The sequence below is a fragment of the Streptomyces curacoi genome, from assembly GCF_001513975.1.
Taxonomy (GTDB): domain Bacteria; phylum Actinomycetota; class Actinomycetes; order Streptomycetales; family Streptomycetaceae; genus Streptomyces; species Streptomyces curacoi.
Genome location: NZ_KQ947984.1, coordinates 753,525 through 779,728 on the forward strand (window position 1 = coordinate 753,525; position 26,204 = coordinate 779,728).

Sequence of the window (26,204 nt, forward strand, 5' to 3'; positions counted from 1 at the left end):
CGACGGAGAGGGGCGATCACGTGGCCGAACTGCGCCTGGGACCACTGCTGAGGTACGCCGACGGCTCGACCGCGACCGTCTGGGTCGAGGCGAGCCGTCCGTGCACCGCCGAGGTGCGCGGCCCGGGCGGAGTCCTCGGGGAGACCCGCACCTTCCAGATCGCCGGCCATCACTACGCCCTGGTGCCGGTGAGCGGCCTCACTCCGGGTACGACGACGCCGTACGAGGTCTTCCTCGACGGCACGCGCGTGTGGCCGCTGCCGCACACCCGTTTCCCGCCCTCCGTCATCCGCACCCCCGCCGACGGCGACCCCGTCCGCCTCGCCTTCGGCTCCTGCCGCTGGGCCGCACCGCCGCCCGGCGAGCAGGACCCCGTGGGCCCGGACGCCCTGGACACGCTCGCCGCCCGGATCGCGGCCGACCCGGCGGGCGAACGGCCGGATGTGCTCGTGCTGCTGGGCGACCAGGTGTACGCCGACGAGACCTCCAAGGCGACCCGGCGGTGGCTGGCCGCCCGGCGTGATCTGAGCGAGCCGCCGGGCGACGAGGTCGCGGACTACGAGGAGTACACCCGCCTCTACTACGAGTCCTGGCTCGACCCCGAGGTGCGCTGGCTGCTGTCCACCGTGCCCAGCTGCATGATCTTCGACGACCACGACGTAATTGATGATTGGAACACCTCCGCCGCCTGGCTCGCCGACATGCGGGCCACCTCGTGGTGGCGGGAACGGCTGCTGAGCGGGCTGATGTCGTACTGGGTGCACCAGCACCTGGGGAACCTGTCCCCCGCCGAGCTGGCCGCCGACCCGCTCCACGCCGCCGTACGCGACACCCCCGACGGCACCGACCTGCTGCGTTCCTTCGCCTGCGCGGCGGACGCCGACCCGGCCTCCGTCCGCTGGAGCTACCGGCGCGACTTCGGCCGCGTACGGCTGCTGATGGTGGACACGCGGGCGGCCCGGGTGCTCGACGAGGACGCGCGCTCCATGCTCGACCCGGGCGAGGCGCGGTGGCTGCGCGAGCAGGCCCTTCAGGACAGGGGTTCGTACGACCACCTCCTCATCGGCACCTCCCTGCCCTGGCTGCTGCCGCACCTGGTGCACGACGCCGAGGGGTGGAACACGGCCCTGTGCCGGGGCGAGCGCGGGGAGCGCTGGGCGCGGTTCGGGGAGTACATGCGGCGCCGGGCCGATCTGGAGCACTGGGCGGCGTTTCCGGCGTCCTTCGACGCGCTGGCGGAGCTGATCGCCGAGGCCGGGTCGGGGGCGGGGGCGCCGGCGACGGTGTGTGTGCTGTCGGGGGACGTGCATCACGCGTACGTGGCCGAGCCGGCCTGGGCGGCGGGCGCCGGTCCGGACGCCCGGGTGTTCCAGCTGACCTGCTCCCCCGTCCACAACGCCGTCCAGCTGGCGATCCGGCTCGGCTTCCGGTTCGGCTGGAGCGCGCCGGCCCGGGTGCTCGGCCGGTGGTTCGCGGGGCACGGCGGCTGTCCACGGCCGCCGATCGACTGGCGCAGGACGGGCGGGCCGTGGTTCGGCAACCAGCTCATGACGCTCACGCTGCGGGGGCGGTCGGCGCGGCTGCGGCTGGAGCAGGCACGGGCGGTGCGGGGGGCGGGGGCGCGGCTGCGGACGGTCATGGAGTCCGAACTCGCCCCGTGAGGCGCCGGCCCGCCTGTCACCTCCACCCGGCCCGCTTCCACCCCCTTGTGTCACCTCATCACCTCAATCAGCGGTTCTGCCCGCTTGTTACCTCCGTGGCGGGTGATGCTCGTGATGCATCCCACACTCACTCACCCCGGGGCTCGGTTCGCCCCGCTCCCGACGGCATGATGATCCGGACCGCCCGCTTCCGCCGGGCGATCCGCTCCAATGCGCCCCATACGCCCGGGAGTTACCCTTTTGTCTGCACCGACCTCCGCCTCGACCCCGGAGTCCCCCACGGTCTCCGTCGCCCTGGTCGGCGCGGGCCCCCGCGGCACCAGCGTCCTGGAGCGCCTCTGCGCCTCCGTTCCCGAGCTCCTCCCGCCCGAGGTGCGTCTCACGGTCCATGTGATCGACCCGGCACCGCCCGGCCCCGGGCGCGTCTGGCGGACCGCTCAGTCGCCCGAGCTGCTGATGAACACGGTGGCGTCGCAGGTCACGCTGTTCACCGACGACAGCGTGGACTGCTCGGGGCCCGTCCGCCCCGGCCCCAGCCTCCATGACTGGGCGGGCGGCGCGCTGGGGCCGGACGAGTACCCGACCCGCGCCCTGTACGGCCAGTACCTGGAGTGGGTGTTCGCGAAGGTCGTGCGCGAGGCACCGCCGGCCGTGCGTGTCGAGACGTACGCGGCCCGTGCGGTTCGGCTCGACGACGCGCCCGACGGCCGCCAGGTCCTCACCCTCGACGACGGCCGCACACTGTCCGGCCTGTCCGCCGTGGTGCTGGCCCAAGGGCATCTGCCGACCGCCGCCGACGCGACCCAGCGCCGCCTCGCGGCGTACGCCGAGCGGCACGGGCTGCGCCATGTGGCGCCCGCGAACCCGGCCGACGTCGACCTGTCCGGCGTATCCCCCGGTGAACCGGTGCTGTTGCGCGGCCTGGGCCTCAACTTCTTCGACCACATGGCCCTGTTGACGACCGGCCGCGGCGGCCGCTTCGTGCGCACCGAGGGGGCGGGCCTGCGCTACGTCCCCTCCGGCGACGAGCCGCGCCTGTACGCCGGTTCGCGGCGCGGCATCCCGTACCAGGCGCGCGGCGACAACGCGAAGGGGCCGTACGGCCGTCATCTCCCGCTGGTGCTGACGCCGGAGGTGATCGCCGGCTTCCGCAAGCGCGCGGACGCGGGTGAGGCGCCGGACTTCCTCGCCGAGATATGGCCGCTGGTGGCGAAGGAGGTGGAGACGGTGTACTACGCGGCCCTGACAGGGCGGCCGGAGTTCGCGGAGCGCTTCCTCGCCGTCCCTCATCGCGACCCCGGGGAGACGCGCCTGCTCGACGAGTTCGGGGTCGCGGAGCGGGAGCGCTGGAGCTGGGACCGGGTGTCCCGCCCGTACGCGGGCCGCGCCTTCGCCGGTCCGGGGCAGTGGCGCGACTGGCTGCTGGCGTATCTGCGCGAGGACGCCGCGCAGGCCGCCCGGGGCAATGTGCACGGCCCGCTGAAGTCGGCCCTGGACGTGCTGCGCGACCTGCGCAACGAGCTGCGGCTGATCGTCGACCACGGCGGCATCGCCGGTGCCTCGCGCCGGGACCACCTGGACCGCTGGTACACCCCGCTCAACGCCTTTTTGTCCATCGGCCCGCCCCGGCGGCGCGTGGAGGAGCTGGTGGCCCTGGTGGAGGCGGGCGTGGTGGAGGTGCTCGGGCCCCGGCTGGAGGTGCGGGAGGAGGCGGGGGCCTGGGTGGCGCACTCCCCGGAGGTGCCGGGCTCGGCGGTCCGGGCGACCACTCTCGTCGAGGCGCGCCTGCCGGAGACCGACCTGCGCCGCACCGCCGACGACCTGCTGGCCCGGCTGCTGAAGACCGGGCAGTGCCGCCCGCACACGGTCGACGGTTACGAGACGGGAGGGCTGGACGTGACGCGGCGGCCGTACCGTCTGATCGATCGTCAGGGTCGGGCGCATCCGAGGCGGTTCGCGTTCGGAGTGCCCACGGAGGGTGTGCACTGGGTGACGGCGGCGGGGGCGCGGCCGGGTGTGGATTCGGTCACTCTTTCGGACGCGGATGCGGTGGCGAGGGCGGCGCTACGTGCGGTTGCCACCGGGACTGGAGGGCAACCCGAGCCTCAGGCGTGGCCGAATGTTGAACTTGCAAGCATCGATTAGGCGTGCCTAACGTGGGGCTACCGATCAGTATTCGTCCCCACCCCGTTTCTCTCAGGGAACGGCAAACCTCAGACCGAGGGAGTCCCCCACATGACCGGACGCCTCAACAGCGCCCAGCCGTATGCCATCGGCCTGTTCCGCATCGTCATCGGCCTGCTCTTCGCCTGCCATGGCGCCAACTCGCTCTTCGGCACCTTCGGCGGCCAGACCGCGGAAGCCGGCACCTGGCCCGGCTGGTACGCCGCCGTGATCGAACTCGTCGGCGGCAGCCTGGTCCTGCTCGGCCTCGGCACCCGTGCCGCGGCGTTCATATCGTCCGGCGCCATGGCCTACGCGTACTTCAAGGTGCACCAGCCCGAGGCGCTGTGGCCCATCGAGAACAACGGCGAAGGCGCCGCCATGTACTGCTGGGCGATGTTCCTGCTGATCTTCACCGGCTCCGGCGCGTTCGGCCTGGACCGGCTGTTCGCCAAGCGCTCCGGGGCGCAGGGCAGGACGGCCGGCGACAAGACGCCGGTGGCGGCCTGACGGCCCCCGCTTCGTACGGCGCCCGTACCCGCGAGGCTCGCGCGGGTACGGGCGCCGTTCTCTTCGCCCGGTTCTCTTCGCCCGGTTCCCTTCGCCCGGTGAACATGCTGTGCCGAACGCGCAAGCCCCCGATGAATCCGCTGTCACACCCCAGGCGTACGCTGTATGGCTGTCATAGGCCGCCCCTGCCGCTCCCCCGCGACGTCGCGGCACGGTCTGGCCACGGGGGTAAACGGGGAGTTGCGGTGCTCGAGGGGTTTTGGGATGTGGGCTCGCTGACCGCGGCCCCATGGATCTACGTGGTGGTAGGAGTATCGGTCCTGCTGGATGTGTTCGTGCCCGTCCTGCCCAGCGGGGTCCTGGTGATCACGGCGGCGACGGCGGCGGCCGCCGGCTCCGGTGCCGCGACCGGACAGGTCCCCGACGAGGTCCCGGACATCCTGGCCCTGACGCTCTGCGCGGCGACGGCCTCCGTCCTCGGCGATCTGGTCGCCTACCGCCTCGCCCGGCGCGGCGGCGCCCGACTGGACCGCGCCATCGCCCGCTCCCGCCGGCTGAGGTCGGCGCAGGAACGTCTCGGCGCCGCCCTGGCCCGGGGCGGCGGCGCCCTGGTCGTCCTGGCCCGCTTCGCCCCCGCGGGCCGCTCGGTGGTCTCCCTGAGCGCCGGCACCACCCACCGCAGCACCCGCGACTTCCTCCCCTGGTCCGCCCTGGCAGGCCTCACCTGGGCCGTCTACAGCGTGGCCCTCGGCTACCTCGGCGCCCACTGGCTGGGCACGACATGGCTGGCGGCGGGGGTGTCGGTGACCGCACTGTTCGGTGCGGGCGCCGCGGCGACGTATGTGATGCGCCGGAAGCCGGCGTAGGGGGTGGGGGTGGTTCGGCCTGGCGGGGGGCTTGCGGGCGGTGGGGGCGTGGGGCCTGAGGCCGGGTGCGGGGCGTCAGCCTCAGCCGAGCGAAGGACGTCAGCCAGAGCCCGGGCGGCGGGCGTCAGCCTAAGGCCAAGGGCAGGACGTCAGCCTCAGCCGAGCGAAGGACGTCAGCCAGAGCCCGGGCGGCGGGCGTCAGCCTGAGGCCGGGGCGGCGCGCGAAGGCTGAGCTCGGCACGGCGCGTCAGCCCCAGACCGGGTGCAGCACACCAGCCAGAACCCAGACGCGGCCCACCAGCCCGGTTCCCATCGCAACCCGCAACCCGACTCCCGTTGCAAAGTGCAGCCGGCGGCAGTCACGCGAGCCCGAGCGCGGCGGCCGGCGAGTCGAGGGCCCGGCACCCGCAGGCGCGGGCCCGCCTCCCGCACCACGCCAGCTTCCCGTACCTCCAGCGGCGGCACGGTCGCGTCCCGACCCGCAGGCCGAGCCCGGCTACAAGGTGCAGCCGGCGCCAGTCACGTGAGCCCGAGCACGGCGGCCGGCGAGTCGGCGGCGCCTCCCCCGGCAGGCGGAGGCGCGAGCCGCCCGCAGCGGTACGCGGCCGACGCAGCCGCCCCCGACTCCTTCAGCCCGCCCCTCCGCGCTACCCCGCCTCCCGCACCACCCCGGCTCCCCGTACCTCCAGCCCACCCAACAGCTCCGCCGTGGCCTCCGCGATCGCGTCGACGGCGCGGTCGAAGACCTCTCGGTTGTGTGCGGCCGGGGCCCGGAAACCGGAGACCTTGCGCACGTACTGCAGGGCGGCGGCCCTGATCTCTTCCTCCGTCGCCTCTTCGGGCAACGCAGGCGGACGAAGTGTCTTGATGCTGCGGCACATGTCTACAAGTCTCCCCCCGGCAGGGGCCCGTCTGCCATGATCGCTTCCGAGGCGGCCACCGCTGAGGGGCCGACCGACGAAGGGAACCGCATGACAGCGAACCACCGACTCACCGTGGCGGTACTGGGCCCGGGCGGCATAGGCGGCCTCCTCGCCGCGCTCCTGTCCAGGGCCGGCCACCGTGTCCTCTGCCTGGCCGGCGACGAGACGGCCAAAGCCCTGCGCACGACCGGAATCCAGGTCCGCAGCGGCCCGTTCGGGGACTTCACGGCCGACGTCGAGGCGGACACCGAGCTCCGCGAACCGGTCGACGCCTGCCTGATCGCGGTCAAGGCCACCGCCCTCGACACGGCCCTGACCCGCGTCCCGCCCGCCGCGCTGGGCGACGCCCTCGTCGTACCGTTCCTGAACGGCGTGGAACACCCCCAGGCCCTGCGCGCCCGCTACGGCCCCGACCGCGTCGCCCCCGCCGTCATCCGCGCCGAGTCGACTCGCGTCGCGCCGGGGGAGATCGTGCACGCCAGCCCCTTCGCCGAGATCGACCTCACCGGCGACACGGTCCCCCGCGACCGCCTGGACGCCCTCGCTGAGGCCCTCGGCACGGCCGGCCCCACCACCCGCGTCCTCCCCGACGAGACGGCGGCCCTGTGGGCGAAGATGTCCTTCCTGGCCCCGTTCGCCCTCCTCACCACCCGCCACGCCCTCCCCCTCGGCGACGTACGCACCCGCCACCGCGAGGAGTTGACGTCCCTGGTCGAGGAGACGGCAGCCGTCAGCCGCGCCTGCGGCGGCCCCGCCGACCCGGCCCAGGCCCTCGCCCGCTACGACGCCTTCCCGCCCGCCACCAAGTCGTCGATGCAGCGCGACGCCGAGGCGGGCCGCCCCCTCGAACTCGACGCGATCGGCGGTGCGTTGCTGCGCGCGGCGGAGCGGCACGGGGTGCCGACGCCCGTGACGGCCCGTGTGGTCGGCGAGTTGAGGGAGGCAGGTCACTAGTCGGCCGCCCAACGCCGCGGGCTGAGCCGTAATTCGTTTGACCGGGCCGCGGGTCGACGCTGCATGGTGGCCAGGCGCCACCAGTCGTGGTGCGGTATCCCGAGGAGGCAGCGGCAGCAATGGAGATACGTCCCACGACCGACAAGGATCTCGACGTCTTCGTCGACACACTCCATGCCGCGTTCGGGCGCTTCCCGGAAACCCCGGTCGAGGGTGGCGGGCTCTGGTGGTCGGCGCTCGAAATGGACCGCTGCCTACTCGCCCTGGCGGCGGACGGGCGGCCCGTCGGCACCGCCGCCACGCACTCCTTCGAGCTCACCCTGCCCGGTGAAACCCTCGTCCCGGTCCCCGGGGTGACCGCCGTCGGCGTCCTGCCCTCGCACCGGCGCCAGGGTGTGCTCAGCGCGATGATGCGGCATCAGCTCGCCGAGTTGCGGGCCCGCGGGGAGTTCCTCTCCGTGCTGCTGGCCTCTGAGGCCCCGATCTACGGCAGGTTCGGCTACGGTCCGGCAACCTACACGCAGCAGCTGACGGTGCAGCGCCACCAGGCCGCCCTCGCCCTCCCCCGGGCGCGCGGAACGGCCGACGCACCAGCGACCGGCCCGGACAACGGCTCGGTCGAGGTGCTGCGTCGCGCCGAGTGCGGCGAGATCCTGGAAGAGGTCTACGACCGGTATCGCCGCGCTCAGCCCGGCGCGCTGTCCCGGCCGCACCGCTGGTGGGCCTTGCGCGCGGGGCAGCCCCCGATCTCCCCGGCGCCGCGCTACGTCGCCGTCCACCGGGACGCCGACGGCGTCCCGGACGGGTACGCCAGCTACTCGCTCGACGAGTCCGGCACCTTGACGGTCGACGAGACCATCGCCGGCGACGACGCCGTCTTCACGGCCCTGGCCCGGTTCGTACTCGGCCATGACCTGGTCTCTCAGGTCGTGTTCAAGCACGTCCCGCCCCAGCACCCACTGCGCTGGCAGCTCGCGGACTTCCGCGCCGGCAAGGTGAGCGGCGACATGGACTGGCTCTGGGTGCGACTGCTGGACGTTCCGCGTGCGCTGACCGCACGCGGCTGGTTCGCGGACGGCGAGCTCGTCCTCGACGTAGAGGACCCGTTCCTCGGCGAACACGGCCGCTACCTGCTGACCGTCAGGGACGGCGAGGCCGACTGCGTCCCGACGGACCGGGAGCCCGACCTGTCCCTGAACGTGAGCGACCTGGGATCGGTCTACCTCGGCGGCACCGCCCCGAGCACGCTCGTGCGTGCCGGACACATCCGGGCCCACCGCCCGGCCGCGGCCACCCTCGCTGACGCCCTTTTCCGCACCGACCGCCCCCCGCACTGCCTGCACTGGTTCTGACCGCACCCTCGCCAACCGCAGACCGCCGACCTGGCACGCCGCCTCGCCGTGCCGGTGACTCCGAGCCCCTCACACTCGTTCGCATGAACCACCCAAAGAAACTCGCCTCCCAAAATCGAACAGGCGTAGCATTGGGCCGTGGCCAAGCCCTATGACTTTCCGAGTGACCTCCTTGCCGGTCAGGAGGAGCTGCATCAGGTCCGGGCCGAGCTGTCGGCCCTGCTGAAGCGGCTTCCCTGGTCGGTCGTACCCCTGGACGGATTCAGCGACGACAACGGCTGGCGCAAGGTCGAGCGCCCCGCCTCCCCCGGCTGGACGGAGGACGAGCAGGCCGAGGTGGAGAAGCTCCGGCAGCGCGAGCACGAGCTCGCGGTGTTCGTCAGCGGCCACCGCTTCTGGTCGGAACTCGCCGCGACGGAACGGGTGGACGCCCGCATGAAGCTGAAGCACGCCCATGAGGCACCGGCCCAGGACGAGGACTGAAAAGCGGAGGACCCCGGCCGCGTACGGCAGAACCCTCCGCCGGTGTGCGAGCCATGCCCGCGGCTCATCAACGTGGTGTTCCCGTGCGGGGGCCACATCGAGCTGTACTCAGGATCTCGCCGTCCACGCGCACGCGCCGGCCGCCGTCCTCGTCGGGCGGATAGATCACCACGGGCTTGTCGGAGGCCACTCCCCCCCAAGCGCGGGAGCAGGCACTGCTCCCGGCCTCACGTCCGGCGTGCCCGGACCCAGACCCCAAGGCCCGCCACCGCGCGAGCCCTTGTCATTTCCGGCGCCCGTTCATGTCACAGGAACATCACTTGGCCTCCACATCTCCCACACGCGACGCATGATGCTTCCCCAGCTAACGGAACATCCCTGGGGGACACCATGCGCACCCGCACCATCGCGGTCGGCCTCGCCGCCGCAGCCCTGCTGACGCTCACCGCCTGCGAGAGCACCGACGACACCAGCTCCAGCAAGCCGGACACCACAGCGGAGGACACCAGCGGCCAGACGAAGCAGGACCCCGAGACCACCGAGGCCGACACGGACGCGCCCGCCAGCGACGCGGACAAGGCCGAGTCGGACACCGCGACGCTGCCCGACCTCGTCGGCAAGAACCTCCAGGCCGCACAGGACGAGGCGCAGGCCGCCGGGTTCTACGTCCTCGATGACCAGGACGCCAGCGGCCAGAACCGCTTGCAGGTCTTCGACCGCAACTGGACGGTGTGCAGCCAGGAACCTGGGGCCGGCACGCATCCCACGGACACGCTCGTGACCCTGTACGCCGTCAAGGAAGACGAGAGCTGCTGACCCATCCTCGACTGGCCCGGCCTCGCCTTCCCGGTGGCCGGGCCTTCGCATACCCCGGAGGTGACCTCGTGGCCGTCAACAAGGACAAGCGCGAGGTCGCCGCAGAGGACTACCGCCTCGTCGCTGAGGGCCTCCTCCACCGGACTCCGAACGCGGGAAGGCCTCCCAGGGTGATCCCTGGAAGGCCTCTCACCTGCTACTCAGTGCCAGTGGGCGCGGACGGTTTCGAACCGCCGACATCCTGCTTGTAAGGCAGGCGCTCTACCCCTGAGCTACGCACCCGAGAACGAGTCGACAGCCTACCTTGCCAGGGGCCGTGTCCCGCAAACCCGTATCGCGGACGGTCGGGGGGTCCTGGGGTTATCCCCACCACGGATCCGGGAGCGGCCCGGATCCCGCGGTCCGGGCGGGGCCCGTACGGTCGAAGCACCGCAGCAGTCCTGGGCCGTCGAGGTCGGTCTCGGGGAAGTGTCAGGGAAGTCTCAGGGGGAGATCGTCATGGCCCGTACCGTTCCCGCTCGCGCCGCCGCCGTCGCCGGAGTCGTGGTGGCGCTCGTCGCGGGGCTCGCCGCGTGCGGGGCCTCCGCCGGGGAGGACAAGGATCCCGAGCACCGGTCCTTCGCGCTGGAGGGACGGACACTCACCGTCGACTCCGACGACTCGGCGCTGGAGATCGTCGCCGCCGATGCGCACAAGGCCGGCACGGCAGAGGTCACCCGGTGGTTCCAGGGGTCGGTCGCGATCGGCTCGGATCCCAAGGTGACCTGGTCGTTCCAGGACGACCGGCTCGTGCTGCGGCAGAAGTGCTCGGGCGTGATCGTCGACTGCTCCGCCAAGCACCGCATCGAGGTGCCGCGCGGGATCACCGTGAAGGTCGAGGACGGGGACGGGAGCGTGCGGGCGCGGGGGTTCCGGGACGCGTTGAGCGTTCGTACGAGGGACGGGTCCGTGCAGGTCACCGACTCCAGCGGGCCGCTGGAGCTGAAGACCGGCGACGGCTCCGTGCGCGTCTCCGACGTCTCCTCGCGCCGGGTGAAGGCACAGAGCGGCGACGGCTCGGTCCGGCTCGAACTGGGCACCGTGCCGGACCTGGTGGAGACCCGCAGCGGCGACGGCTCCGTGACGATCGAGCTGCCCCGGGCCACCTACCGGGTGACGACCGAGACCGGTGACGGCTCGGTGGATGTGTCCGTGCCGCGGGACGACACCAGCTCCCATGTGGTCTCCGCCCACACCGGCGACGGAAAAGTCACGGTGCGAACGGCGAACTGACCGGCCCGTGTGTTCGTCCTAAACCGGTGGGAGAATGACACCGGGCAGGGTGAATGACAGCACGGGAGAGGGATGTGACGGCGACACCTCCGCAGCCGAACTCGCCGTCAGTGCCGCGCGCACAGCTCCGTCCCGTGCGGTCGGCCGTCCTTCCCGTGCGTTCGGCCGTCCGGCCCGGGCGCCGCACCGTCCGGCCTCCGTTGACGCCGCGGGGTGCGCGGGACGCGGTGCGGTCCGTTCGCGACACCCTCACCCTGGTCGCCCTCCCCCTCGTCGCCGCCCTGGCCCTGCCCGCGGCGTTCGCCGGTGGTGGTACGCGGCGCTGGTTCGGTGGGCGGGCCGAGGGGCAGCGGGCCGAGGCGCAGGCGGCGAAGGACGCCGCGGCGGCCGCGTTCTACGAACTGGACACCGCCCAGCGGGATCTGCGGATCTCCATCGAGACCATCGCGGCCGTGGACGACTCCCCCGCCGCCCGGCGTGCGATCAGCGACTTCGATGCGCTCGGGCGGCGTATCGACGAGGTCAGCCACCGTTACATCCAGGCCGTCGACGCGCACGACCTCGACCGCGACGACCTGGAGGCCTCGGCCGCCGCCCGCGCCCGTACCGAACTGACCAAGGCCAAGGACGATCTCGACAACGTCAAACGGGAGCTGGAGCGGTTCACCGACGGGCTCGGACCGCTGCTCGGCAAGGCCGAGACCCAGCTGGCCCGCCTCGCCCCGGCCGTGGAGCGCGCCCGGCAGGGCCTGCTCGCCGCCTCGAACGCCCTGGACACCGTCCGCGGCTCGGGGCTGCAGGCGGACGACCTCGCCGCCCGGCTCGCCGCCCTCGCCCCGGAGCTGACCAAGCTGAACCAGGGCGCCGGGCAGCACGGCGTGCCGCAGACGCTGGAGCGGGCCGAGCGGGTCGCCCGGGAGGCCGGGGCGGTCCGCGCGGAGGCCGAGCGGCTGCCGGAGCGGGCCGCCGAGATCGACCACCGGCTCGTGTCGCTGCGTACGCGCGCACAGGCGCTCACCACCCGTGCCGGGCAGGTCGAGCCGGTGCTGAGCGAGCTGCGGCGGCGGTTCACGGTGGCCTGCTGGCAGGACCTGCAGAACGTCCCGGACCGGGCCGCGGAGAACGTACGGCAGGCCGAGCTGAAGCTGACGGAGGCCCGGGCCGCGCGCGACGAGCAGCGCTGGCCGGACGCCACCGCGCTGCTGTCGACGGTCCGGGCGCTGCTGAACAGCACCGACGAGTCGGTGTCCGCCGCCGGGGACCGGCTGCGCCGGCTGAACGCCGTGCAGAAGGACCCGCAGCAGGAGATCGACCGGACGCGCTTCGCGATCCGGGACGCCCAGCGGCTGGCCATGGCGGGGCGGAACACGCCCGATCCGCGGCACGCCCGGCCCCTGGACGACTCCGTCGCCCGGCTGGAGCGGGCGATCGGCACGTTGGAGGGGCGCCATCCGGACTACTGGCACTTCCTGACCGAGACGGAGGCGGTGCGACGGACGGTGGCTCGGGTGGTCGCGCAGATCCGCGAGGAGCGGGGCGGCGGTCACTGACGGGGCTAACCTGTGCGTATGCCTCGCTACGAGTACCGCTGCCGCAGCTGCGGCGACACGTTCGAACTGAACCGGCCGATGGCGGAGTCGTCCGCGCCCGCGAGCTGCCCGGTCGGCCATGACGACACGGTGAAGCTTTTGTCGACGGTCGCTGTGGGCGGCACGGCGTCGGCTCCCGCCGCGCCGAGGACGAGCGGCGGGGGCGGTGGGTGTTGTGGCGGCGGCTGTTGCGGCTAGGTAGGACGGCTCGTTTAGTCGTCTGCGGGTGCGTGGGGCTTGTCGCCCCACGCGGCGGGGCCGCATATCGATACGGCCCCGCGCCCCTATCGGGTCGCTTCCGTGCGGGTTGCCTTCAAGAACTCCCTCAGGATGCGCTCCCCCGCCAACACTCCCCTTTCCGGCAGCGCACTGATCGCCGGAGCCGTCCAGTCGGCGTCCGCCAGCTCGCCGTGGCCCGGCCGCCAGCCCTTGTCGGCGGCCAGCAGCAGGTCTGCGTCCAGCAAGGAGTCGCCGGCGGCCAGCGTCAGGTCAGCCCCCGCCCGCCGGGCCACCTCGTGCACGGCCGCGCTCTTGGTGAGGGGCTTCGGGACGGCGTAGACCTTGCGGCCCTGCAACGACACCGTCCAGCCGCGGTTCTCCGCCCACACCGCGAGCTCCTTCACCCACTCCTCGGGCAGCAGCTCGCGCTCGACGACCAGGTAGGCGAAGAGGTCCTCGGCGACCCGGTGCTTGCGCACCCACGCCGGGGACGCCGTCGCCATCAGGTGGTCCTGCACCTCGGCGAGCGGCGCGCACTGCTCGGCCAGCCGGGAGGTGACCTGCGTGTGCCAGTCGCGGTCGGAGACGCCGTCGACCAGCAGGTGGCCGCCGTTGGCGCAGATCGCGTACTTCGGCGGCGGGCCGGGCAGGTTGATGCGCTGGTACTGCTTGCGGGTCCGGGTCGTCGTCGGCACGAAGACGGCCGCGTCACCGAGGTCGGTCAGCAGCTGCGCCGCCGTCTCCGTCATGAACGACAGCGGCCTGCTCTCGTGCACCTCCACGCACAGCAGCCTCGGCGCCCGCGCGTCCGGCATGGTCAGCGCCAAGGCGGCCGACGAGTAGATGAGTGTGCGGTCGAGGTCGCTCGCCACCAGTACCGGCATCAGACGTTCACCGCCTTGCCGTCGGCGCCCGTCGCGCCCCGCGTGTACTTGGGGTGGATCAACCCCACGCAGGTGTACGGCAGTTCGGCGACCTCTTCCACCGGGACCCCTCTCTGTTCGGCCAGCAGTCGGACATGGTCCAGGTCGGCGCCGGCACCGGCCCGCGCGAGGATCTTCCAGGGCACGCGGCGCAGCAGCACGCGCGTGGTCTCGCCGACGCCCGGCTTGACGAGGTTCACGTCGTGGATGCCGTACTCCTCGCTGATGCGCTCGACGGCCTTCCAGCCCTCCCAGGTCGGCGCGCGGTCGCCGGAGAGCAGCTCCTTGGCCTGCGCGTCGACGGCGTCCACGACCTCCGGGAAGCGGGCGGACACGGCGTCCAGGAAGGCCACGGACACGTCGGTGCCGGCGAGTTCGCGGTAGAACTTCGCGCCGTGGTAGTCGTGCGGGCCGACCAGGTCGGCGCGCAGGACGGTGCGCGAAATCAGGCCGGATACCGTGGAGTTCAGGCACGCGGACGGGATGAGGTAGTCGTCGCGGGTGCCGTACGTGCGCACGCACGAGCCCGGGTCGGCCAGTACGGCGATCTCCGGGTCGAAGCCGGTGATGCCGTCGGACTTCTCGAACTCCTCCAGGGCCTGCGCGAGTTCGCGGGTGATGGCGCCCTTGCCGGTCCAGCCGTCGACGAAGACGACGTCCTTGGGGTCGTGGTGCGCGGCCAGCCAGCGCAGCGCGTTGGCGTCGATGCCCCGGCCGCGCACGATCGACACGGCGTAGTGCGGCAGTTCGAGCCCGTGCCGGAACTGGGCCCAGCGGCGCATGAGGATGCCCACGGGGGTGCCCGCGCGGGCGAGGGAGACCAGCACCGGACGCGGCGAGCGCTCCGCCAGCACGAGCTCGGTGACCGCGCCGACCGCCTGTGCCAGCCGGGCCGCCGACTCCTCCAGGGCCGTGTGGAACAGCTCCTGGTACTGCTCGCTCGGCTGGTACTCCACCGGCAGCGACTCCGCGTAGTGCGCGCCGCCGCTCTGGATGGCCTCCTCCCGCTCCTCGGTCGGCGCCTCCAGCGTGACGTCCGAGAGGTCCTGCAGCAGCCAGCCGACCTCCTCCGGGGCGTACGAGGAGAAGGCGGGGCCACGGAGGGGCTCGGGCAGCATGGAGTGCCTTTCGGGGACGTACGACGGGACGACCGCCAGGATGACGTGCGGGGTGTGGGCGGCCAGCTGGTCCAACAGGCCTCCCGGCGCGTGGAGTTCCGATGTGTCGGCGACGGAGTCGACGACGGCGATGACGGCGTCGAAGCCGGCGCCGGCGACGTTGTAGGCGTAGCGCTCGCCGGGGCCGTCCGCCGGGTTGTCGTGGGCCGGGAAGACCAGTCGGGTGCGTATCGCGTAGCCCGGGTCGTCGACCGCGAGGACGGGCGAACGGGTGGTGGTGGAGTAGCAAACCTCGGCCGCCACGACCTGCTCCAGCTCACGGGCGAGCCGCAGGGGGGCGTACATCAGCTCTTCGAAGCCGAGGACGTGGACGCGGCGGACGGTGGGGGGCAGCGCCTCAGCCAGGCGGGCTGCCATGGCGGGGAGGGCGCTCTCCAGTCGTATTCGGTGCTGAGGGGTGAAGCCGTGGCGGCCGCCGTCGGGGAGGCCGTGGGGCCAGTGCAGGTCGACGCGGGTGATGTGGGGGTGGGTGCGGTTGTCGGCCGGATGCGGGCCGGTGGGGGCTGGTCGCGCGGTTCCCCGCGCCCCTGGGGCGTCCTCGTACCGGGCGACAAGCTGCTGCCCCTTCTCCAGCACGCCCTCCGGCAGCCGCACCGTCCCCGAAGCCGCCGCCACCAGATCCACCCGGGCACCGATCTCCCCGGCGAAATCCGCGAGGCGGCTCGCATCCGCCGCCGACCGCATATCCACCAGCGCCACCACGACATACCGCCGCCGCGGATACCGCTCGTGGAGATCCCGGATCGTGTTCAGGACCGTGTTGCCGGTCGAGAACTCGTCGTCGACCAGGATCAGCGGCCCGTCGCCGGCCAGCAGGGCCGGGTCCTCCGGGAGCAGCAGATGGGACGTGGCGTGCGAGTGGGACTCCTCGAAGCCGCCCGCCGGGGCGACCCCGGCGACCGGGCGGCGGGTGGAGTGCAGGTACGGGGCGAGGCCGACGCCGTCCGCGACGGAGTGTCCGAGCCCGGTCGCCGTCTCCGCGTAGCCGAGGACGACCGCCGCACCGGCCTCTTCGGCGCCCAGGAGATCCCGCACCCGGCGCCCGAGGGCGAAACCGGCGCCGTACACCACGGACGGTGACTGCGGTACGTGCTTGCCGAGCACGTTGGAGACCAGCAGATGCGCCCGCTTGGGGTTGCGCCGCAGGGCGAGCCCCAGCAGCTCCGTGAGCTCGTCGTCGCCCACGAGCTGGACTCCGAGCCGCTCGGCGACCCAGCTGCCGGACCAGACCCCGTTGTTCACTGCGTTGTTCATGCGTCCCTTGGATAGAGGTGGGTTCAGCCGGGAATTCCGGCGGCCAGCAGATCCACGAAGCTGACGTCCTCGCGCGCGACGCCGAAGACCTCCGCGCGCAGCATGGTCCGCTCGGCCCAGGCCCGGTGCGGCTTCACCTCGTTCATCTTGTTCGTGTACGCCGACCTCAGCACGCCCCCGCCGCCGCGCTCGGGCCGCAGGATGTCGACGGCGTCGCTGTACTCCTCGTGACTGACGACGGACAGCGCGTGCACCGCCGGCACATGGGAGGGGTGGATGCAGGTCTTGCCCAGCAGGCCGTTGGCATGGTCGAGGGAGATCTCCCGCAGCAACCCGTCCATCGCGTGCTCAATCAGTTTCTCCCGCAACTCCACGGCCTGTCCCTCCAGGAAGGGGCTGGTGCGCAGCATCGGCTTGAACATGCGCTCGGGGACGCGGAAGTACTCCCACACCGGTCCGGTCACCGTGTAGCCGGTGCCGTCGGCCCGCCCCAGCATGTTCACCACGTCGGCGATCACGGAGGCGACGATCTGGACGTCGTAGGCGGTCATGTCGGGCGCGCGCCGCAGCCCGTACGAGGAGCAGAAGTCGGTCACGCCGAGCCGCAGCGCGAGCACCCGGTCCCGGTACTTGTCGACGGCCCGTGCGATGCCCTCCAGGGCGTCCACCCGGGACTCCCGGTACATCAGCTCGGGCGTCTCCAGCACGGGCATGCCGAACAGCCGCCGCCCGCCGGCGGCCTCGGCGGTGGCCAGGGCCTCCAGGAAGGGGATGCCGCGCTCCTCGGTGAACTTGGGGAACACGAAACCGGACAGCAGCCGCACGGCCGGGCCCAGACGCCGGACGAGGTCGGGGATCTGCTCGGGCGTGCGCACCCGGACGAAGAGCAACGGCAGCCCGGTGTCCGCCCGGGCCGCGAGATCCTCGAACTGCCGGACGAGGTTCTCCTCGCCCGCCGCGACGTCCTCGTCACCGATGGAGTCCTCCAGGCACAGCACCATCGAGACCACGCCGTTCGCCGCCTGCTTGACGATGTCGTCGGCGAGCCGCGGCCGGGTGGCCGGACTGTAGAGCGTGGCGCCCAGGGCCGCGGAGAGCAGCCGGGCCGGGGCGTCCGAGCTGAACTCGCACGGCTCCTGGTGGAAGAGGCGCTGCCGCACCTCCGGGGCGATGTGCCCGAAATGACGCATAGAACTCCCCCGTGGTGACCTGGTGGCCCCTGTGACCTGTTCACAGGTGGCCGGTAATAGTACGTAGATACCCATGTCAGGGGTTCCCGTCAGGCATGAATTTCTGGTAACGCGGACAAACACGACTGTGCATGGCCGTCATACCCCCGCGTTGTCGTGACCAGGACGGAGAGGGCAGGATGACCGCATGACGCACGCGATGTTGAAGGGGTCGAACGTCCCGCTCGAAGCCACGACGGTACGCGCCGTGCTGCGCTGGACGCCCGGGCAGGGGGTCCCGGATGTCGACGCCTCGGCACTGCTCCTCGGCCCCGACGGTCGTGTGCGCTCCGACGAGGACTTCGTCTTCTACAACCAGCCCCGGCACCCCTCCGGGAAGGTCTGGCGGCTCGGCAAGAAGCGGCTCACCGAGGGCCTCACCGACACGATCCAGACAGACCTGGCCGGTGTCGAGCCCGGCGTCGGACAGATTCTGCTGGTCGCTTCGGCGGACGGCGTCGCCTTCGACTGCGTACGGGACCTGCGCATCCTGCTGTACGACGCGACCGCCGCCGACGGCGACCCGCTGGCGTACTTCGACATCAAGCCGGAGACGGGCCAGGAGACCGCCCTGATCTGCGGAGAGCTGTACCGCCGCGGCGAGGGCTGGAAGTTCCGCGCCCTCGGCGAGGGCTACTCGGACGGCCTCAAGGGCCTGGCAACGGACTACGGCATCTCGGTGGACGAGTCGGAAGCGGCGCAGGAGCCCGCCCCGGCGCCTGAGGTCTCCCAGCCCCTGCCGCCCGAGCAGCCGACGGCAGTGGTCCCGCCCCAGCCGTCCTACGGCTATCCCCAGCAGCCCCCGCCCACTCAGCCGGCGTACGGCTACCCCCAGCCGACGAGCCGGCCGGCCACCGCCGCGGCCCAGTCGGGCTACGGCTACCCGCCCCCGGTGACGGCAGCGGCCCCGGCCCAGGAGTTCCGCCTGCCTCCACAGGGCCCCCAATTCATCGGCCGGTGACGGGAGCGCCCTTCAGGGGCGCGAGGAACTACGCGACCAGCCACGAACGACCCGCAGTCGCCACACGACACCAGGCCCCGAGCTCTTGGGCGAAACGGCCCGGACCCGGCGTCAGCGTTCCGCCTTGGTCTTGTAGCCGCGCCCCCACTGCAGCCCCCACCCGAACAACCGGTCCAGCTCGGCCTGGAACCCGTAGACGAACTTCACCTCACGGCGGACCCAGACCTCGCCCTTCACGTTCTCGATCATCACCACCGCACAGGACCGGGCCTGCGGGTGCCGCTCGTCGAGACCTATCTCGATCCGGGGCCCGTTGCTCGGATACAGCGTGACGATCGCATGCGTACGGTCGAAGGCCGGCGTCTGGTCGTAGATGTACACAAAGACCAGCAGCCGCTTGATGTTCTCCCGGTGATCGAGGTTGACGTAGATCGTCTCCCCGGACGCCGACCCGAACCGGTCGTCGCCGCTGAGCTTCACATACGGCGGCGCGTTGACGTCCCCCAGGAGCCCGCCCAGCGGCTGCACGACCCCCTTCGTCCCGTCGGTGAGCTCATACAGGCACCCGAGGTCCAGGTCGACGTTGACCATGCTCTGGCTGTGCCCGAGCACCTCCGGCGGCTTCAGCGCCTTGAACGGATGCCGCAGCAGGCTCTCCCGCTGCGACCCCCCGATGTCGGACGTGCGCATCCGCCACGTCAGGTTGATCCGCAGATGCCCGGTGGCGGCGCCCTGCTTCGTGAGCGAAACGCGATCGTGCCGCTTCGTCAGTTCGATCGAGTTCGACGACGCGCTGCCCGAGTCGTACTCGGCCGCCCGGCCCCGCCAGAATCCGTCCAAGAACCCCATTCCGCCCCCACGTCCCACGAAGACCTGCGTTCACTCGGAAAAACCGGCGGGGCGGCCGGAGGCCCGGCCGCCCCGCTCAGAGCGTTCCTCACCTGCAGGGTTGTCACACCCCGGACGACACCTCAGTCTTCTCGTCCGAGGTCACCGCTTTTCCCTCCGCTGCCGCCAGCGCGCGGTTGCGGCGCACCGAGGACCAGAAGGACGCGGCGATCAGCACCACACCGATCCCGCCGGTGATGAGCTCGCTGATCTCGTACTGGATGGTGACCATGAGGATCACGGCGAGTGCGCCGATCGCGTAGTGCGCGCCGTGCTCCAGGTAGACGTACTCGTCGAGGGTGCCCTGGCGGACCAGGTACACGGTCAGCGACCGGACGTACATCGCACCGATACCGAGACCCAGCGCCATCATGATGATGTCGTTGGTGATGGCGAAGGCGCCGATCACGCCGTCGAAGGAGAAGGACGCGTCCAGGACCTCCAGGTAGAGGAACATGAAGAACGCGGCCTTGCCCGCCATGGCGACCGCCGAACGCGGCTTGCCGGAGCGCTCGGCCTCCTCCTCGGCCTCGTGCTCGCGTTCCTCTTCCTCTTCGAGTTTGTCCTCGAAGTAGCCGGAGAGACCGCCCACGATCATGTACGTGATCAGGCCCGCGACACCGGAGAGGAGAACCGTCTCCGCCTTGTCGACGTGGGTGCCGCCATGCTGGTGGGCGTTGGCCGCGAAGGTCATCGACGAGATCAGCAGGACGATCAGCGCGATGCAGACCGACAGCATGTCGATCTTGCCGAGCTTGGCCAGCGGACGCTCCAGCCAGCCGAGCCACTTGATGTCACGGTCCTCGAAGATGAAGTCGAGGAAGATCATCAGCAGGAACATGCCACCGAACGCGGCGATCGACGGGTGGGCGTCCGTCACCAGTTCCTGGTAGCGGTCCTTGTCGGTCAGCGCGAGGTCGACGGCCTCGATCGGCCCCATCTGGGCGCTGACGGCCACGATGACGACGGGGAAGACGAGCCGCATACCGAAGACGGCGATCAGGATGCCGATGGTGAGGAAGATCTTCTGCCAGAAGGCATTCATCTTCTTCAGGATTCCGGCGTTGACCACAGCGTTGTCGAAGGACAGCGAGATTTCGAGGATGGAGAGGATCGCCACGATGCCGAAGGCGGTCCACCCCCCGTAGAAGACCGCTGCGACGAGGCCGAGCGCGGTGACCGCGAACGACCAGCCGAAGGTTTTCAGAACCACTGGCTACCCAATCCTGTGTGTACGGGGATGCCCTGCGCCGTACTCGGCTTTACTAAAAGTTTGACGTTGAACACAGAGTCTACGGGCACGCCTCCTCGGTCGGCAGGCCGACCTGGTTCCCGCCGAATAGCCGCAGGTACCCACGCCTCGACCGGGGCGCGGCGAGCTCGCGAAGAGCCATGCGCAGCCCCCTACGAGACATCCACTCCGAAGTCCAGGGCGATGCCCCGAAGACCGGACGCGTACCCCTGCCCCACCGCCCGGAACTTCCACTCCCCCTGGTAGCGGTAGACCTCGCCGAAGATCATCGCGGTCTCCGTGGAGGCGTCCTCGCTGAGGTCGTAGCGGGCGAGTTCCTCGCCGTCGGCCTGGTTGACCACGCGGATGAAGGCGTTGCTCACCTGGCCGAAGGTCTGGCCGCGCTCGTCGGCCATATGGATGGAGACCGGGAAGACGATCTTGTCGCAGTGGGCCGGCACCTTGGAGAGGTCGACCAGGATCGACTCGTCGTCGCCGTCGCCCTCGCCGGTGAGGTTGTCCCCAGTGTGCTCCACCGAGCCGTCCGGGCTCTTGAGCTGGTTGTAGAAGACGAACCACTCATCGCCCAGAACCCGTCCGCCGTTGCACATCAGGGCGCTGGCGTCGAGGTCGAAGGGGGCTCCGGTGGTGGAGCGCGCGTCCCAGCCGAGCCCGATCATCACCTGAGTGAGGTTCGGTGCGGCCTTGGACAGGGAGACGTTTCCTCCCTTGGCGAGCGTGACGCCCATGATGCTGGTCCTCCCCAGGGTGATGCTTCTTTGGTTGTCCTGCGCATCCGGCGCCGCACCCAAACGGTGCGGCGCCGGACTCAGCCAGTGGCGTGCTGGACTGTCACGCGTCGGTTGTCGGACTCAGGCGTCCACAACTCAGACGTTGACCCCGAAGTCCTGCGCGATGCCGCGCAGGCCCGACGCGTAGCCCTGGCCGATGGCACGGAACTTCCATTCCGCCCCGTGCCGGTACAGCTCACCGAAGACCATCGCGGTCTCGGTGGAGGCGTCCTCGCTGAGGTCGTAGCGCGCGATCTCGGCGCCGCCGGCCTGGTTCACGACGCGGATGAACGCGTTGCGCACCTGGCCGAAGGACTGCTGGCGGTTCTCGGCGTCGTAGATCGAGACCGGGAAGACGATCTTCTCGACGTCGGCCGGGACGCCGGCGAGGTTGACCTTGATCTGCTCGTCGTCGCCCTCGCCCTCACCGGTGAGGTTGTCACCGGTGTGCTCGACCGAGCCGTCGGCGCTCTTGAGGTTGTTGAAGAAGACGAAGTTGGCATCGCTGGCGACCTTGCCTGCGCTGTTCAGCAGCAGCGCGCTGGCGTCCAGGTCGAAGTCGGTGCCGGTCGTGGTGCGGACGTCCCACCCCAGACCGACGATGACCGCAGTGAGGCCCGGGGCCTCCTTGCTCAGTGATACGTTGCCGCCCTTGCTGAGGCTGACTCCCACGAGTCCTCCATATGGTGTCCAGGGGCGGGGAGCCCCGCCGTGCGTTTGATATCGGATCAACGAGTCGATCCTAGTGACGGGTTCCCGTCGCTCGCAGGCCTTGGTGCCGGAGATTCACAGGTGTCGGGGACGACCCGGATCAGAGGGTGTCGAGCGCCTTGACGTAGTCGTTCAGGTCGCGCGCGTCCGGCAGGGCGTTGACGACGGTCCAGCGCACGACGCCCTCCTTGTCGATCACGAAGGTGCCGCGCACCGCGCATCCCTTGTCCTCGGCGAAGACGCCGTAGGCCCGGCTGACCTCGCCGTGCGGCCAGAAGTCGCTGAGCAGCGGGTAGTCCAGGCCCTCCTGCTCGGCGAAGACGCGCAGGGTGTGGATGGAGTCGTTGGAGACGGCGAGCACCTGGGTGTCGCGGTCGGAGAATTTCGGCAGGTTGTCGCGCACCTCGCACAGCTCGCCGGTGCACACGCCGGTGAAGGCGAAGGGGTAGAAGAGCAGGACGACGTTCTTGGAGCCGCGGAAGTCGGAGAGCTTCACGCTCGCGCCGTGATTGTCCTTGAGCTCGAAGTCGGGGGCCTTGTCGCCGACCTGGATCGCCATCGTCGTGGATGTCCCTTCGGTGGGGCTGTTCGGGTGGCTCCCACCCTATGCAGCGGCCACCGGGGCCCGTGCAGGAGGCCGGGCCGGGCTCTGCAGCCCGGCCCGGCACCGTCACCGACTTACTTCTTGGACTTCGCGGCCTTGGGCGTCACCAGCCGGCTGCCGCTCCAGTCCTTGCCGACGCTGACGCTCTTGGACGCCGACAGCCCCGCCGTCGTCGCGGCTTCCGAGATGTCGCTGGGCTCGACGTAGCCGTCACGGCCGGTCTTCGGCGTCAGCAGCAGGATCGAGCCGCCCTCTTCGATGTACGTGGTGGCGTCCACCAGCGCATCCGTCAAGTCGCCGTCCTCGTCGCGGAACCACAGCACGACGGCATCGGCGACGTCGTCGTAGTCCTCGTCCACGAGCTCGTTGCCGACGACTTCCTCAATGGCCTCGCGGAGTTCCTGGTCTACGTCCTCGTCGTAGCCGATCTCCTGGACCACCTGCTCGGGCTGGAACCCCAGCCTGACGGCAGGGTTCGTCCGCTCCTCCGCGTGGTCCGCGGTCGCGCTCACGGGTTGCCTCCTGATCATGTCTTGGGAAATAACTCAGCCACGCGCGTGCGCGAAGCATTGGCCGTAGTCCACACGGGCGGGGCGGATCGCGCAAGTACCCGGCCGTTCAGACCGCCGAAACGGTGACGATCGTGAACGTGTCACCGCAACTCCAGGCACACCATCATCGTCTCAAGGTGACGCACACCACGCCAATGTGCCCCCTTTGCGCGTTTGGGAACCATCCGCGGGTACTCCGCCGTTACCAGGACCCGGTTACCTCGCAGTAGAGATGACGTTTGGCGCCCCGAGGTACACGATGGGGATCGGTGCAGACAGCCAGAAATCCCAGAAACACAGCCCCTCTGACAGGTAAGGAACAGCGTGGCTTCCGGATCCGATCGCAACCCGATCATCATTGGCGGCCTTCCGAGTCAGGTTCCTGACTTCGACCCCGAGGAAACCCAGGAGTGGCTCGACTCCCTCAACGCCGCCGTGGACGAGCGCGGCCGGGAGCGGGCCCGCTATCTGATGCTGCGGCTGATCGAGCGGGCCCGCGAGAAGCGCGTGGCCGTGCCGGAGATGCGCAGCACGGACTACGTCAACACGATCGCCACCAAGGACGAGCCGTTCTTCCCGGGCAACGAGGAGATCGAGCGCAAGATCCTCAACGCGACCCGGTGGAACGCCGCGGTCATGGTGTCCAGGGCCCAGCGCCCGGGCATCGGGGTCGGCGGCCACATCGCCACCTTCGCCTCCTCCGCCTCGCTCTACGACGTGGGCTTCAACCACTTCTTCCGTGGCAAGGACGAGGGCGACGGCGGCGACCAGGTCTTCTTCCAGGGGCACGCCTCTCCGGGCATCTACGCACGCGCCTTCCTGCTGGACCGGCTCGGCGAGCAGAACCTGGACGCGTTCCGCCAGGAGAAGTCGAAGGCGCCGTACGGGCTGTCCTCCTACCCGCACCCGCGGCTGATGCCGGACTTCTGGGAGTTCCCGACCGTGTCGATGGGCCTCGGCCCGATCGGCGCGATCTACCAGGCGCGGATGAACCGCTACATGGAGGCGCGCGGTATCGCGGACACCTCCAAGTCGCATGTGTGGGCGTTCCTGGGCGACGGCGAGATGGACGAGCCGGAGTCGCTCGGCCAGCTGTCCATCGCCGCCCGCGAGGGCCTGGACAACCTCACCTTCGTCGTGAACTGCAACCTCCAGCGCCTGGACGGCCCGGTGCGCGGCAACGGCAAGGTCATCCAGGAGCTGGAGTCGATCTTCCGGGGCGCCGGCTGGAACGTCATCAAGCTGATCTGGGACCGCAGCTGGGACCCCCTGCTCGCGCAGGACCGCGACGGCATCCTGGTCAACAAGATGAACACCACGCCGGACGGCCAGTTCCAGACGTACGCCACCGAGACCGGCGCCTACATCCGCGACCACTTCTTCGGCGACGACCACCGGCTGCGCGCGATGGTCGAGGGCATGACCGACGACCAGATCCTGCACCTGGGCCGCGGCGGTCACGACCACCGCAAGATCTTCGCGGCGTACTCGGCGGCCCGCGCCCACAAGGGCCAGCCGACGGTGATCCTCGCCAAGACGATCAAGGGCTGGACGCTGGGCCCGAACTTCGAGGGCCGCAACGCCACGCACCAGATGAAGAAGCTGACGGTCGACGACCTCAAGCGCTTCCGCGACCGGCTGCACCTGCCGATCGCCGACAAGGACCTGGAGAGCGGTCTCCCGCCCTACTACCACCCCGGGCGGGACTCCGAGGAGATCCAGTACATGCACGACCGCCGCAAGGGGCTCGGCGGGTACGTCCCGACCCGAGTCGTGCGGTCGAAGCCGCTGGCACTTCCGGACGACAAGACGTACGCGACCGTGAAGAAGGGCTCGGGCCAGCAGTCGATCGCCACCACCATGGCGTTCGTACGGCTGCTCAAGGACCTCATGCGGGACAAGGAGATCGGCAGGCGGTTCGTGCTGATCGCGCCGGACGAGTACCGCACGTTCGGCATGGACTCGTTCTTCCCGAGTGCGAAGATCTACAACCCGCTCGGCCAGCAGTACGAGGCGGTCGACCGCGATCTGCTGCTCGCCTACAAGGAGTCGCCGCAGGGGCAGATGCTGCACGACGGCATCTCCGAGGCGGGCTGCACGGCCTCGCTGATCGCGGCGGGCTCGGCGTACGCCACGCACGGCGAGCCGCTCATCCCGGTGTACGTCTTCTACTCGATGTTCGGTTTCCAGCGCACCGGCGACCAGTTCTGGCAGATGTCGGACCAGCTGGCGCGTGGTTTCGTGCTGGGTGCGACCGCCGGCCGTACGACGCTGACCGGTGAGGGCCTGCAGCACGCCGACGGCCACTCGCAGCTGCTCGCCTCGACCAACCCGGGCTGTGTGGCGTACGACCCGGCGTTCGGCTATGAGATCGCGCACATCGTCAAGGACGGTCTGCGGCGGATGTACGGCGGCGACGCCGAGCACCCGCACGGCGAGGACGTCTTCTACTACCTCACCGTCTACAACGAGCCGATCCAGCACCCGGCCGAGCCGGAGAACGTGGACGTCGAGGGCATCCTCAAGGGCGTCTACCGCTTCAGCGAGGGCACGGCGGGGTCGATCCCCGCCCAGATCATCGCGTCCGGTGTGGCCGTCCCCTGGGCGATCGAAGCGCAGAAGATCCTCGCCGAGGAGTGGAACGTCAAGGCGGACGTCTGGTCGGCGACCTCCTGGAACGAGCTGCGGCGCGAGGCCGTGGAGTGCGAGGAGCACAACCTGCTGCATCCGGAGGAGGAGCAGCGGGTGCCGTATGTCACACGGAAGCTCACCGGTGCCGAGGGGCCGTTCGTGGCGGTGTCCGACTGGATGCGGTCGGTGCCGGACCAGATCGCCCGCTGGGTGCCGGGGACGTACCAGTCGCTGGGCGCGGACGGGTTCGGGTTCGCGGACACGCGGGGTGCGGCGCGGCGGTTCTTCCACATCGACGCCCAGTCGGTGGTCGTCGCCGTGCTGACCGAGCTGGCGAAGGAGGGGAAGGTGGACCGGTCGGTGCTCAAGCAGGCGATCGACCGCTACCAGCTTCTTGACGTGTCGGCGGCGGACCCGGGGGCCGCGGGAGGCGACGCGTAGCGT

Annotated in this window: 23 protein-coding genes and 1 tRNA gene; 13 read left to right on the top strand and 11 right to left on the bottom strand. The window is 70.8% G+C overall.

Annotated elements, in window-relative coordinates:
- Window positions 1-20 precede the first annotated feature (20 nt).
- The 4 genes from AQI70_RS03365 (at window position 21) to AQI70_RS03380 (ending at window position 5,200) form a co-directional block, all read left to right on the top strand.
- A complete protein-coding gene (locus AQI70_RS03365; protein ID WP_062143821.1) occupies window positions 21-1,661 on the top strand; it encodes an alkaline phosphatase D family protein in 1,641 nt (546 codons plus the stop codon).
- 240 nt (window positions 1,662-1,901) lie between these two features.
- Window positions 1,902-3,806: an FAD/NAD(P)-binding protein gene (locus AQI70_RS03370; protein WP_107116895.1), complete on the top strand. Its 1,905-nt coding sequence runs from the start codon at window positions 1,902-1,904 to the stop codon at window positions 3,804-3,806.
- 90 nt (window positions 3,807-3,896) lie between these two features.
- Window positions 3,897-4,334 (top strand): DoxX family protein, encoded by a 438-nt coding sequence (locus tag AQI70_RS03375; RefSeq protein WP_062143828.1) that lies wholly within the window; start codon window positions 3,897-3,899, stop codon window positions 4,332-4,334.
- A gap of 245 nt (window positions 4,335-4,579) precedes the next feature.
- Window positions 4,580-5,200 (top strand): DedA family protein, encoded by a 621-nt coding sequence (locus tag AQI70_RS03380; RefSeq protein WP_062143831.1) that lies wholly within the window; start codon window positions 4,580-4,582, stop codon window positions 5,198-5,200.
- Window positions 5,201-5,847: 647 nt separating this feature from the next.
- On the opposite strand, the gene AQI70_RS03385 is transcribed toward AQI70_RS03380, so the two are convergent.
- Window positions 5,848-6,081 (bottom strand): DUF2277 domain-containing protein, encoded by a 234-nt coding sequence (locus AQI70_RS03385; RefSeq protein WP_062143834.1) that lies wholly within the window; start codon window positions 6,079-6,081, stop codon window positions 5,848-5,850.
- A gap of 90 nt (window positions 6,082-6,171) precedes the next feature.
- Between AQI70_RS03385 and AQI70_RS03390 the strand changes: the two genes are divergently transcribed.
- The 4 genes from AQI70_RS03390 (at window position 6,172) to AQI70_RS39980 (ending at window position 9,728) form a co-directional block, all read left to right on the top strand.
- Window positions 6,172-7,077 carry a ketopantoate reductase family protein gene (locus AQI70_RS03390; protein WP_062145030.1) on the top strand — a complete coding sequence of 302 codons (906 nt, stop codon included), beginning with the start codon at window positions 6,172-6,174 and terminating at the stop codon, window positions 7,075-7,077.
- A 119-nt stretch (window positions 7,078-7,196) separates the two neighbouring features.
- On the top strand, window positions 7,197-8,429 hold the full coding sequence (locus tag AQI70_RS03395) for a GNAT family N-acetyltransferase (RefSeq protein ID WP_062143847.1): 1,233 nt from the start codon (window positions 7,197-7,199) through the stop codon (window positions 8,427-8,429).
- Between the two features lie 138 nt (window positions 8,430-8,567).
- Window positions 8,568-8,912, top strand: coding sequence for a hypothetical protein (locus AQI70_RS03400; protein ID WP_062143850.1), 345 nt, complete (start codon window positions 8,568-8,570; stop codon window positions 8,910-8,912).
- Window positions 8,913-9,302: 390 nt separating this feature from the next.
- Window positions 9,303-9,728 (top strand): PASTA domain-containing protein, encoded by a 426-nt coding sequence (locus AQI70_RS39980; RefSeq protein ID WP_062143853.1) that lies wholly within the window; start codon window positions 9,303-9,305, stop codon window positions 9,726-9,728.
- Window positions 9,729-9,938: 210 nt separating this feature from the next.
- On the opposite strand, the gene AQI70_RS03410 is transcribed toward AQI70_RS39980, so the two are convergent.
- Window positions 9,939-10,010, bottom strand: a tRNA-Val gene (locus tag AQI70_RS03410).
- Between the two features lie 216 nt (window positions 10,011-10,226).
- Between AQI70_RS03410 and AQI70_RS03415 the strand changes: the two genes are divergently transcribed.
- From AQI70_RS03415 to AQI70_RS36990, 3 genes are all read left to right on the top strand, one after another.
- Window positions 10,227-11,000, top strand: a complete 774-nt coding sequence (locus AQI70_RS03415; RefSeq protein ID WP_062143856.1) for a DUF4097 family beta strand repeat-containing protein — start codon at window positions 10,227-10,229, stop codon at window positions 10,998-11,000.
- Window positions 11,001-11,074: 74 nt separating this feature from the next.
- Window positions 11,075-12,550 carry a hypothetical protein gene (locus tag AQI70_RS03420; protein ID WP_079051127.1) on the top strand — a complete coding sequence of 492 codons (1,476 nt, stop codon included), beginning with the start codon at window positions 11,075-11,077 and terminating at the stop codon, window positions 12,548-12,550.
- 18 nt (window positions 12,551-12,568) lie between these two features.
- Window positions 12,569-12,787 (top strand): FmdB family zinc ribbon protein, encoded by a 219-nt coding sequence (locus AQI70_RS36990; RefSeq protein ID WP_079051156.1) that lies wholly within the window; start codon window positions 12,569-12,571, stop codon window positions 12,785-12,787.
- An 86-nt stretch (window positions 12,788-12,873) separates the two neighbouring features.
- On the opposite strand, the gene AQI70_RS03425 is transcribed toward AQI70_RS36990, so the two are convergent.
- The 3 genes from AQI70_RS03425 to AQI70_RS03435 are packed head-to-tail and all read right to left on the bottom strand — an operon-like array spanning window position 12,874 to window position 17,353.
- Window positions 12,874-13,692 (bottom strand): HAD family hydrolase, encoded by an 819-nt coding sequence (locus AQI70_RS03425; RefSeq protein WP_062143860.1) that lies wholly within the window; start codon window positions 13,690-13,692, stop codon window positions 12,874-12,876.
- Window positions 13,692-16,163: a phosphoribosyltransferase gene (locus AQI70_RS03430; protein WP_062143862.1), complete on the bottom strand. Its 2,472-nt coding sequence runs from the start codon at window positions 16,161-16,163 to the stop codon at window positions 13,692-13,694. The genes AQI70_RS03425 and AQI70_RS03430 overlap by 1 nt, the downstream gene beginning before the upstream one ends.
- A 23-nt stretch (window positions 16,164-16,186) precedes the next feature.
- Window positions 16,187-17,353: an HpcH/HpaI aldolase/citrate lyase family protein gene (locus AQI70_RS03435; RefSeq protein ID WP_062143865.1), complete on the bottom strand. Its 1,167-nt coding sequence runs from the start codon at window positions 17,351-17,353 to the stop codon at window positions 16,187-16,189.
- Between the two features lie 187 nt (window positions 17,354-17,540).
- Here AQI70_RS03435 and AQI70_RS03440 point away from each other — a divergent pair, with 187 nt between their 5' ends.
- Window positions 17,541-18,353 (top strand): TerD family protein, encoded by an 813-nt coding sequence (locus tag AQI70_RS03440; RefSeq protein WP_062143868.1) that lies wholly within the window; start codon window positions 17,541-17,543, stop codon window positions 18,351-18,353.
- Window positions 18,354-18,464: 111 nt separating this feature from the next.
- Here the strand turns inward: AQI70_RS03440 and AQI70_RS03445 are convergent, their stop codons facing one another.
- The 6 genes from AQI70_RS03445 to AQI70_RS03470 all read right to left on the bottom strand — a co-directional run bounded on the left by AQI70_RS03445 (window position 18,465) and on the right by AQI70_RS03470 (window position 23,090).
- The gene (locus AQI70_RS03445) at window positions 18,465-19,202 is read right to left on the bottom strand and encodes a TerD family protein (protein WP_062143870.1); all 738 of its coding nucleotides are present in this window, start codon (window positions 19,200-19,202) and stop codon (window positions 18,465-18,467) included.
- A 103-nt stretch (window positions 19,203-19,305) separates the two neighbouring features.
- On the bottom strand, window positions 19,306-20,454 hold the full coding sequence (locus tag AQI70_RS03450; RefSeq protein ID WP_062143872.1) for a DUF475 domain-containing protein: 1,149 nt from the start codon (window positions 20,452-20,454) through the stop codon (window positions 19,306-19,308).
- Window positions 20,455-20,645: 191 nt separating this feature from the next.
- Window positions 20,646-21,221, bottom strand: coding sequence for a TerD family protein (locus AQI70_RS03455; protein WP_062143875.1), 576 nt, complete (start codon window positions 21,219-21,221; stop codon window positions 20,646-20,648).
- Window positions 21,222-21,359: 138 nt separating this feature from the next.
- Window positions 21,360-21,935 (bottom strand): calcium homeostasis/redox stress adaptation protein, encoded by a 576-nt coding sequence (locus AQI70_RS03460; RefSeq protein WP_004001584.1) that lies wholly within the window; start codon window positions 21,933-21,935, stop codon window positions 21,360-21,362.
- 139 nt (window positions 21,936-22,074) lie between these two features.
- On the bottom strand, window positions 22,075-22,533 hold the full coding sequence (locus AQI70_RS03465) for a peroxiredoxin (protein WP_062143878.1): 459 nt from the start codon (window positions 22,531-22,533) through the stop codon (window positions 22,075-22,077).
- A gap of 119 nt (window positions 22,534-22,652) precedes the next feature.
- Window positions 22,653-23,090 (bottom strand): DUF3052 domain-containing protein, encoded by a 438-nt coding sequence (locus AQI70_RS03470; RefSeq protein WP_004001582.1) that lies wholly within the window; start codon window positions 23,088-23,090, stop codon window positions 22,653-22,655.
- A 363-nt stretch (window positions 23,091-23,453) separates the two neighbouring features.
- Here AQI70_RS03470 and aceE point away from each other — a divergent pair, with 363 nt between their 5' ends.
- Window positions 23,454-26,201 (top strand): pyruvate dehydrogenase (acetyl-transferring), homodimeric type, encoded by a 2,748-nt coding sequence (gene aceE / locus AQI70_RS03475; protein WP_062143881.1) that lies wholly within the window; start codon window positions 23,454-23,456, stop codon window positions 26,199-26,201.
- Window positions 26,202-26,204 lie beyond the last annotated feature (3 nt).

What these genes read in the sequence shown, in the direction of transcription:
- AQI70_RS03375 (WP_062143828.1), top strand. Translation starts at nt 3,897, where the DNA reads ATGACCGGACGCCTCAACAGCGCCCAGCCGTATGCCATCGGCCTGTTC.
- AQI70_RS03385 (WP_062143834.1), bottom strand. Translation starts at nt 6,081, where the DNA reads ATGTGCCGCAGCATCAAGACACTTCGTCCGCCTGCGTTGCCCGAAGAG.
- AQI70_RS03390 (WP_062145030.1), top strand. Translation starts at nt 6,172, where the DNA reads ATGACAGCGAACCACCGACTCACCGTGGCGGTACTGGGCCCGGGCGGC.
- AQI70_RS03395 (WP_062143847.1), top strand. Translation starts at nt 7,197, where the DNA reads ATGGAGATACGTCCCACGACCGACAAGGATCTCGACGTCTTCGTCGAC.
- AQI70_RS39980 (WP_062143853.1), top strand. Translation starts at nt 9,303, where the DNA reads ATGCGCACCCGCACCATCGCGGTCGGCCTCGCCGCCGCAGCCCTGCTG.
- AQI70_RS03415 (WP_062143856.1), top strand. Translation starts at nt 10,227, where the DNA reads ATGGCCCGTACCGTTCCCGCTCGCGCCGCCGCCGTCGCCGGAGTCGTG.
- AQI70_RS36990 (WP_079051156.1), top strand. Translation starts at nt 12,569, where the DNA reads ATGCCTCGCTACGAGTACCGCTGCCGCAGCTGCGGCGACACGTTCGAA.
- AQI70_RS03425 (WP_062143860.1), bottom strand. Translation starts at nt 13,692, where the DNA reads ATGCCGGTACTGGTGGCGAGCGACCTCGACCGCACACTCATCTACTCG.
- AQI70_RS03430 (WP_062143862.1), bottom strand. Translation starts at nt 16,163, where the DNA reads ATGAACAACGCAGTGAACAACGGGGTCTGGTCCGGCAGCTGGGTCGCC.
- AQI70_RS03435 (WP_062143865.1), bottom strand. Translation starts at nt 17,353, where the DNA reads ATGCGTCATTTCGGGCACATCGCCCCGGAGGTGCGGCAGCGCCTCTTC.
- AQI70_RS03440 (WP_062143868.1), top strand. Translation starts at nt 17,541, where the DNA reads ATGACGCACGCGATGTTGAAGGGGTCGAACGTCCCGCTCGAAGCCACG.
- AQI70_RS03445 (WP_062143870.1), bottom strand. Translation starts at nt 19,202, where the DNA reads ATGGGGTTCTTGGACGGATTCTGGCGGGGCCGGGCGGCCGAGTACGAC.
- AQI70_RS03455 (WP_062143875.1), bottom strand. Translation starts at nt 21,221, where the DNA reads ATGGGCGTCACGCTCGCCAAGGGAGGAAACGTCTCCCTGTCCAAGGCC.
- AQI70_RS03465 (WP_062143878.1), bottom strand. Translation starts at nt 22,533, where the DNA reads ATGGCGATCCAGGTCGGCGACAAGGCCCCCGACTTCGAGCTCAAGGAC.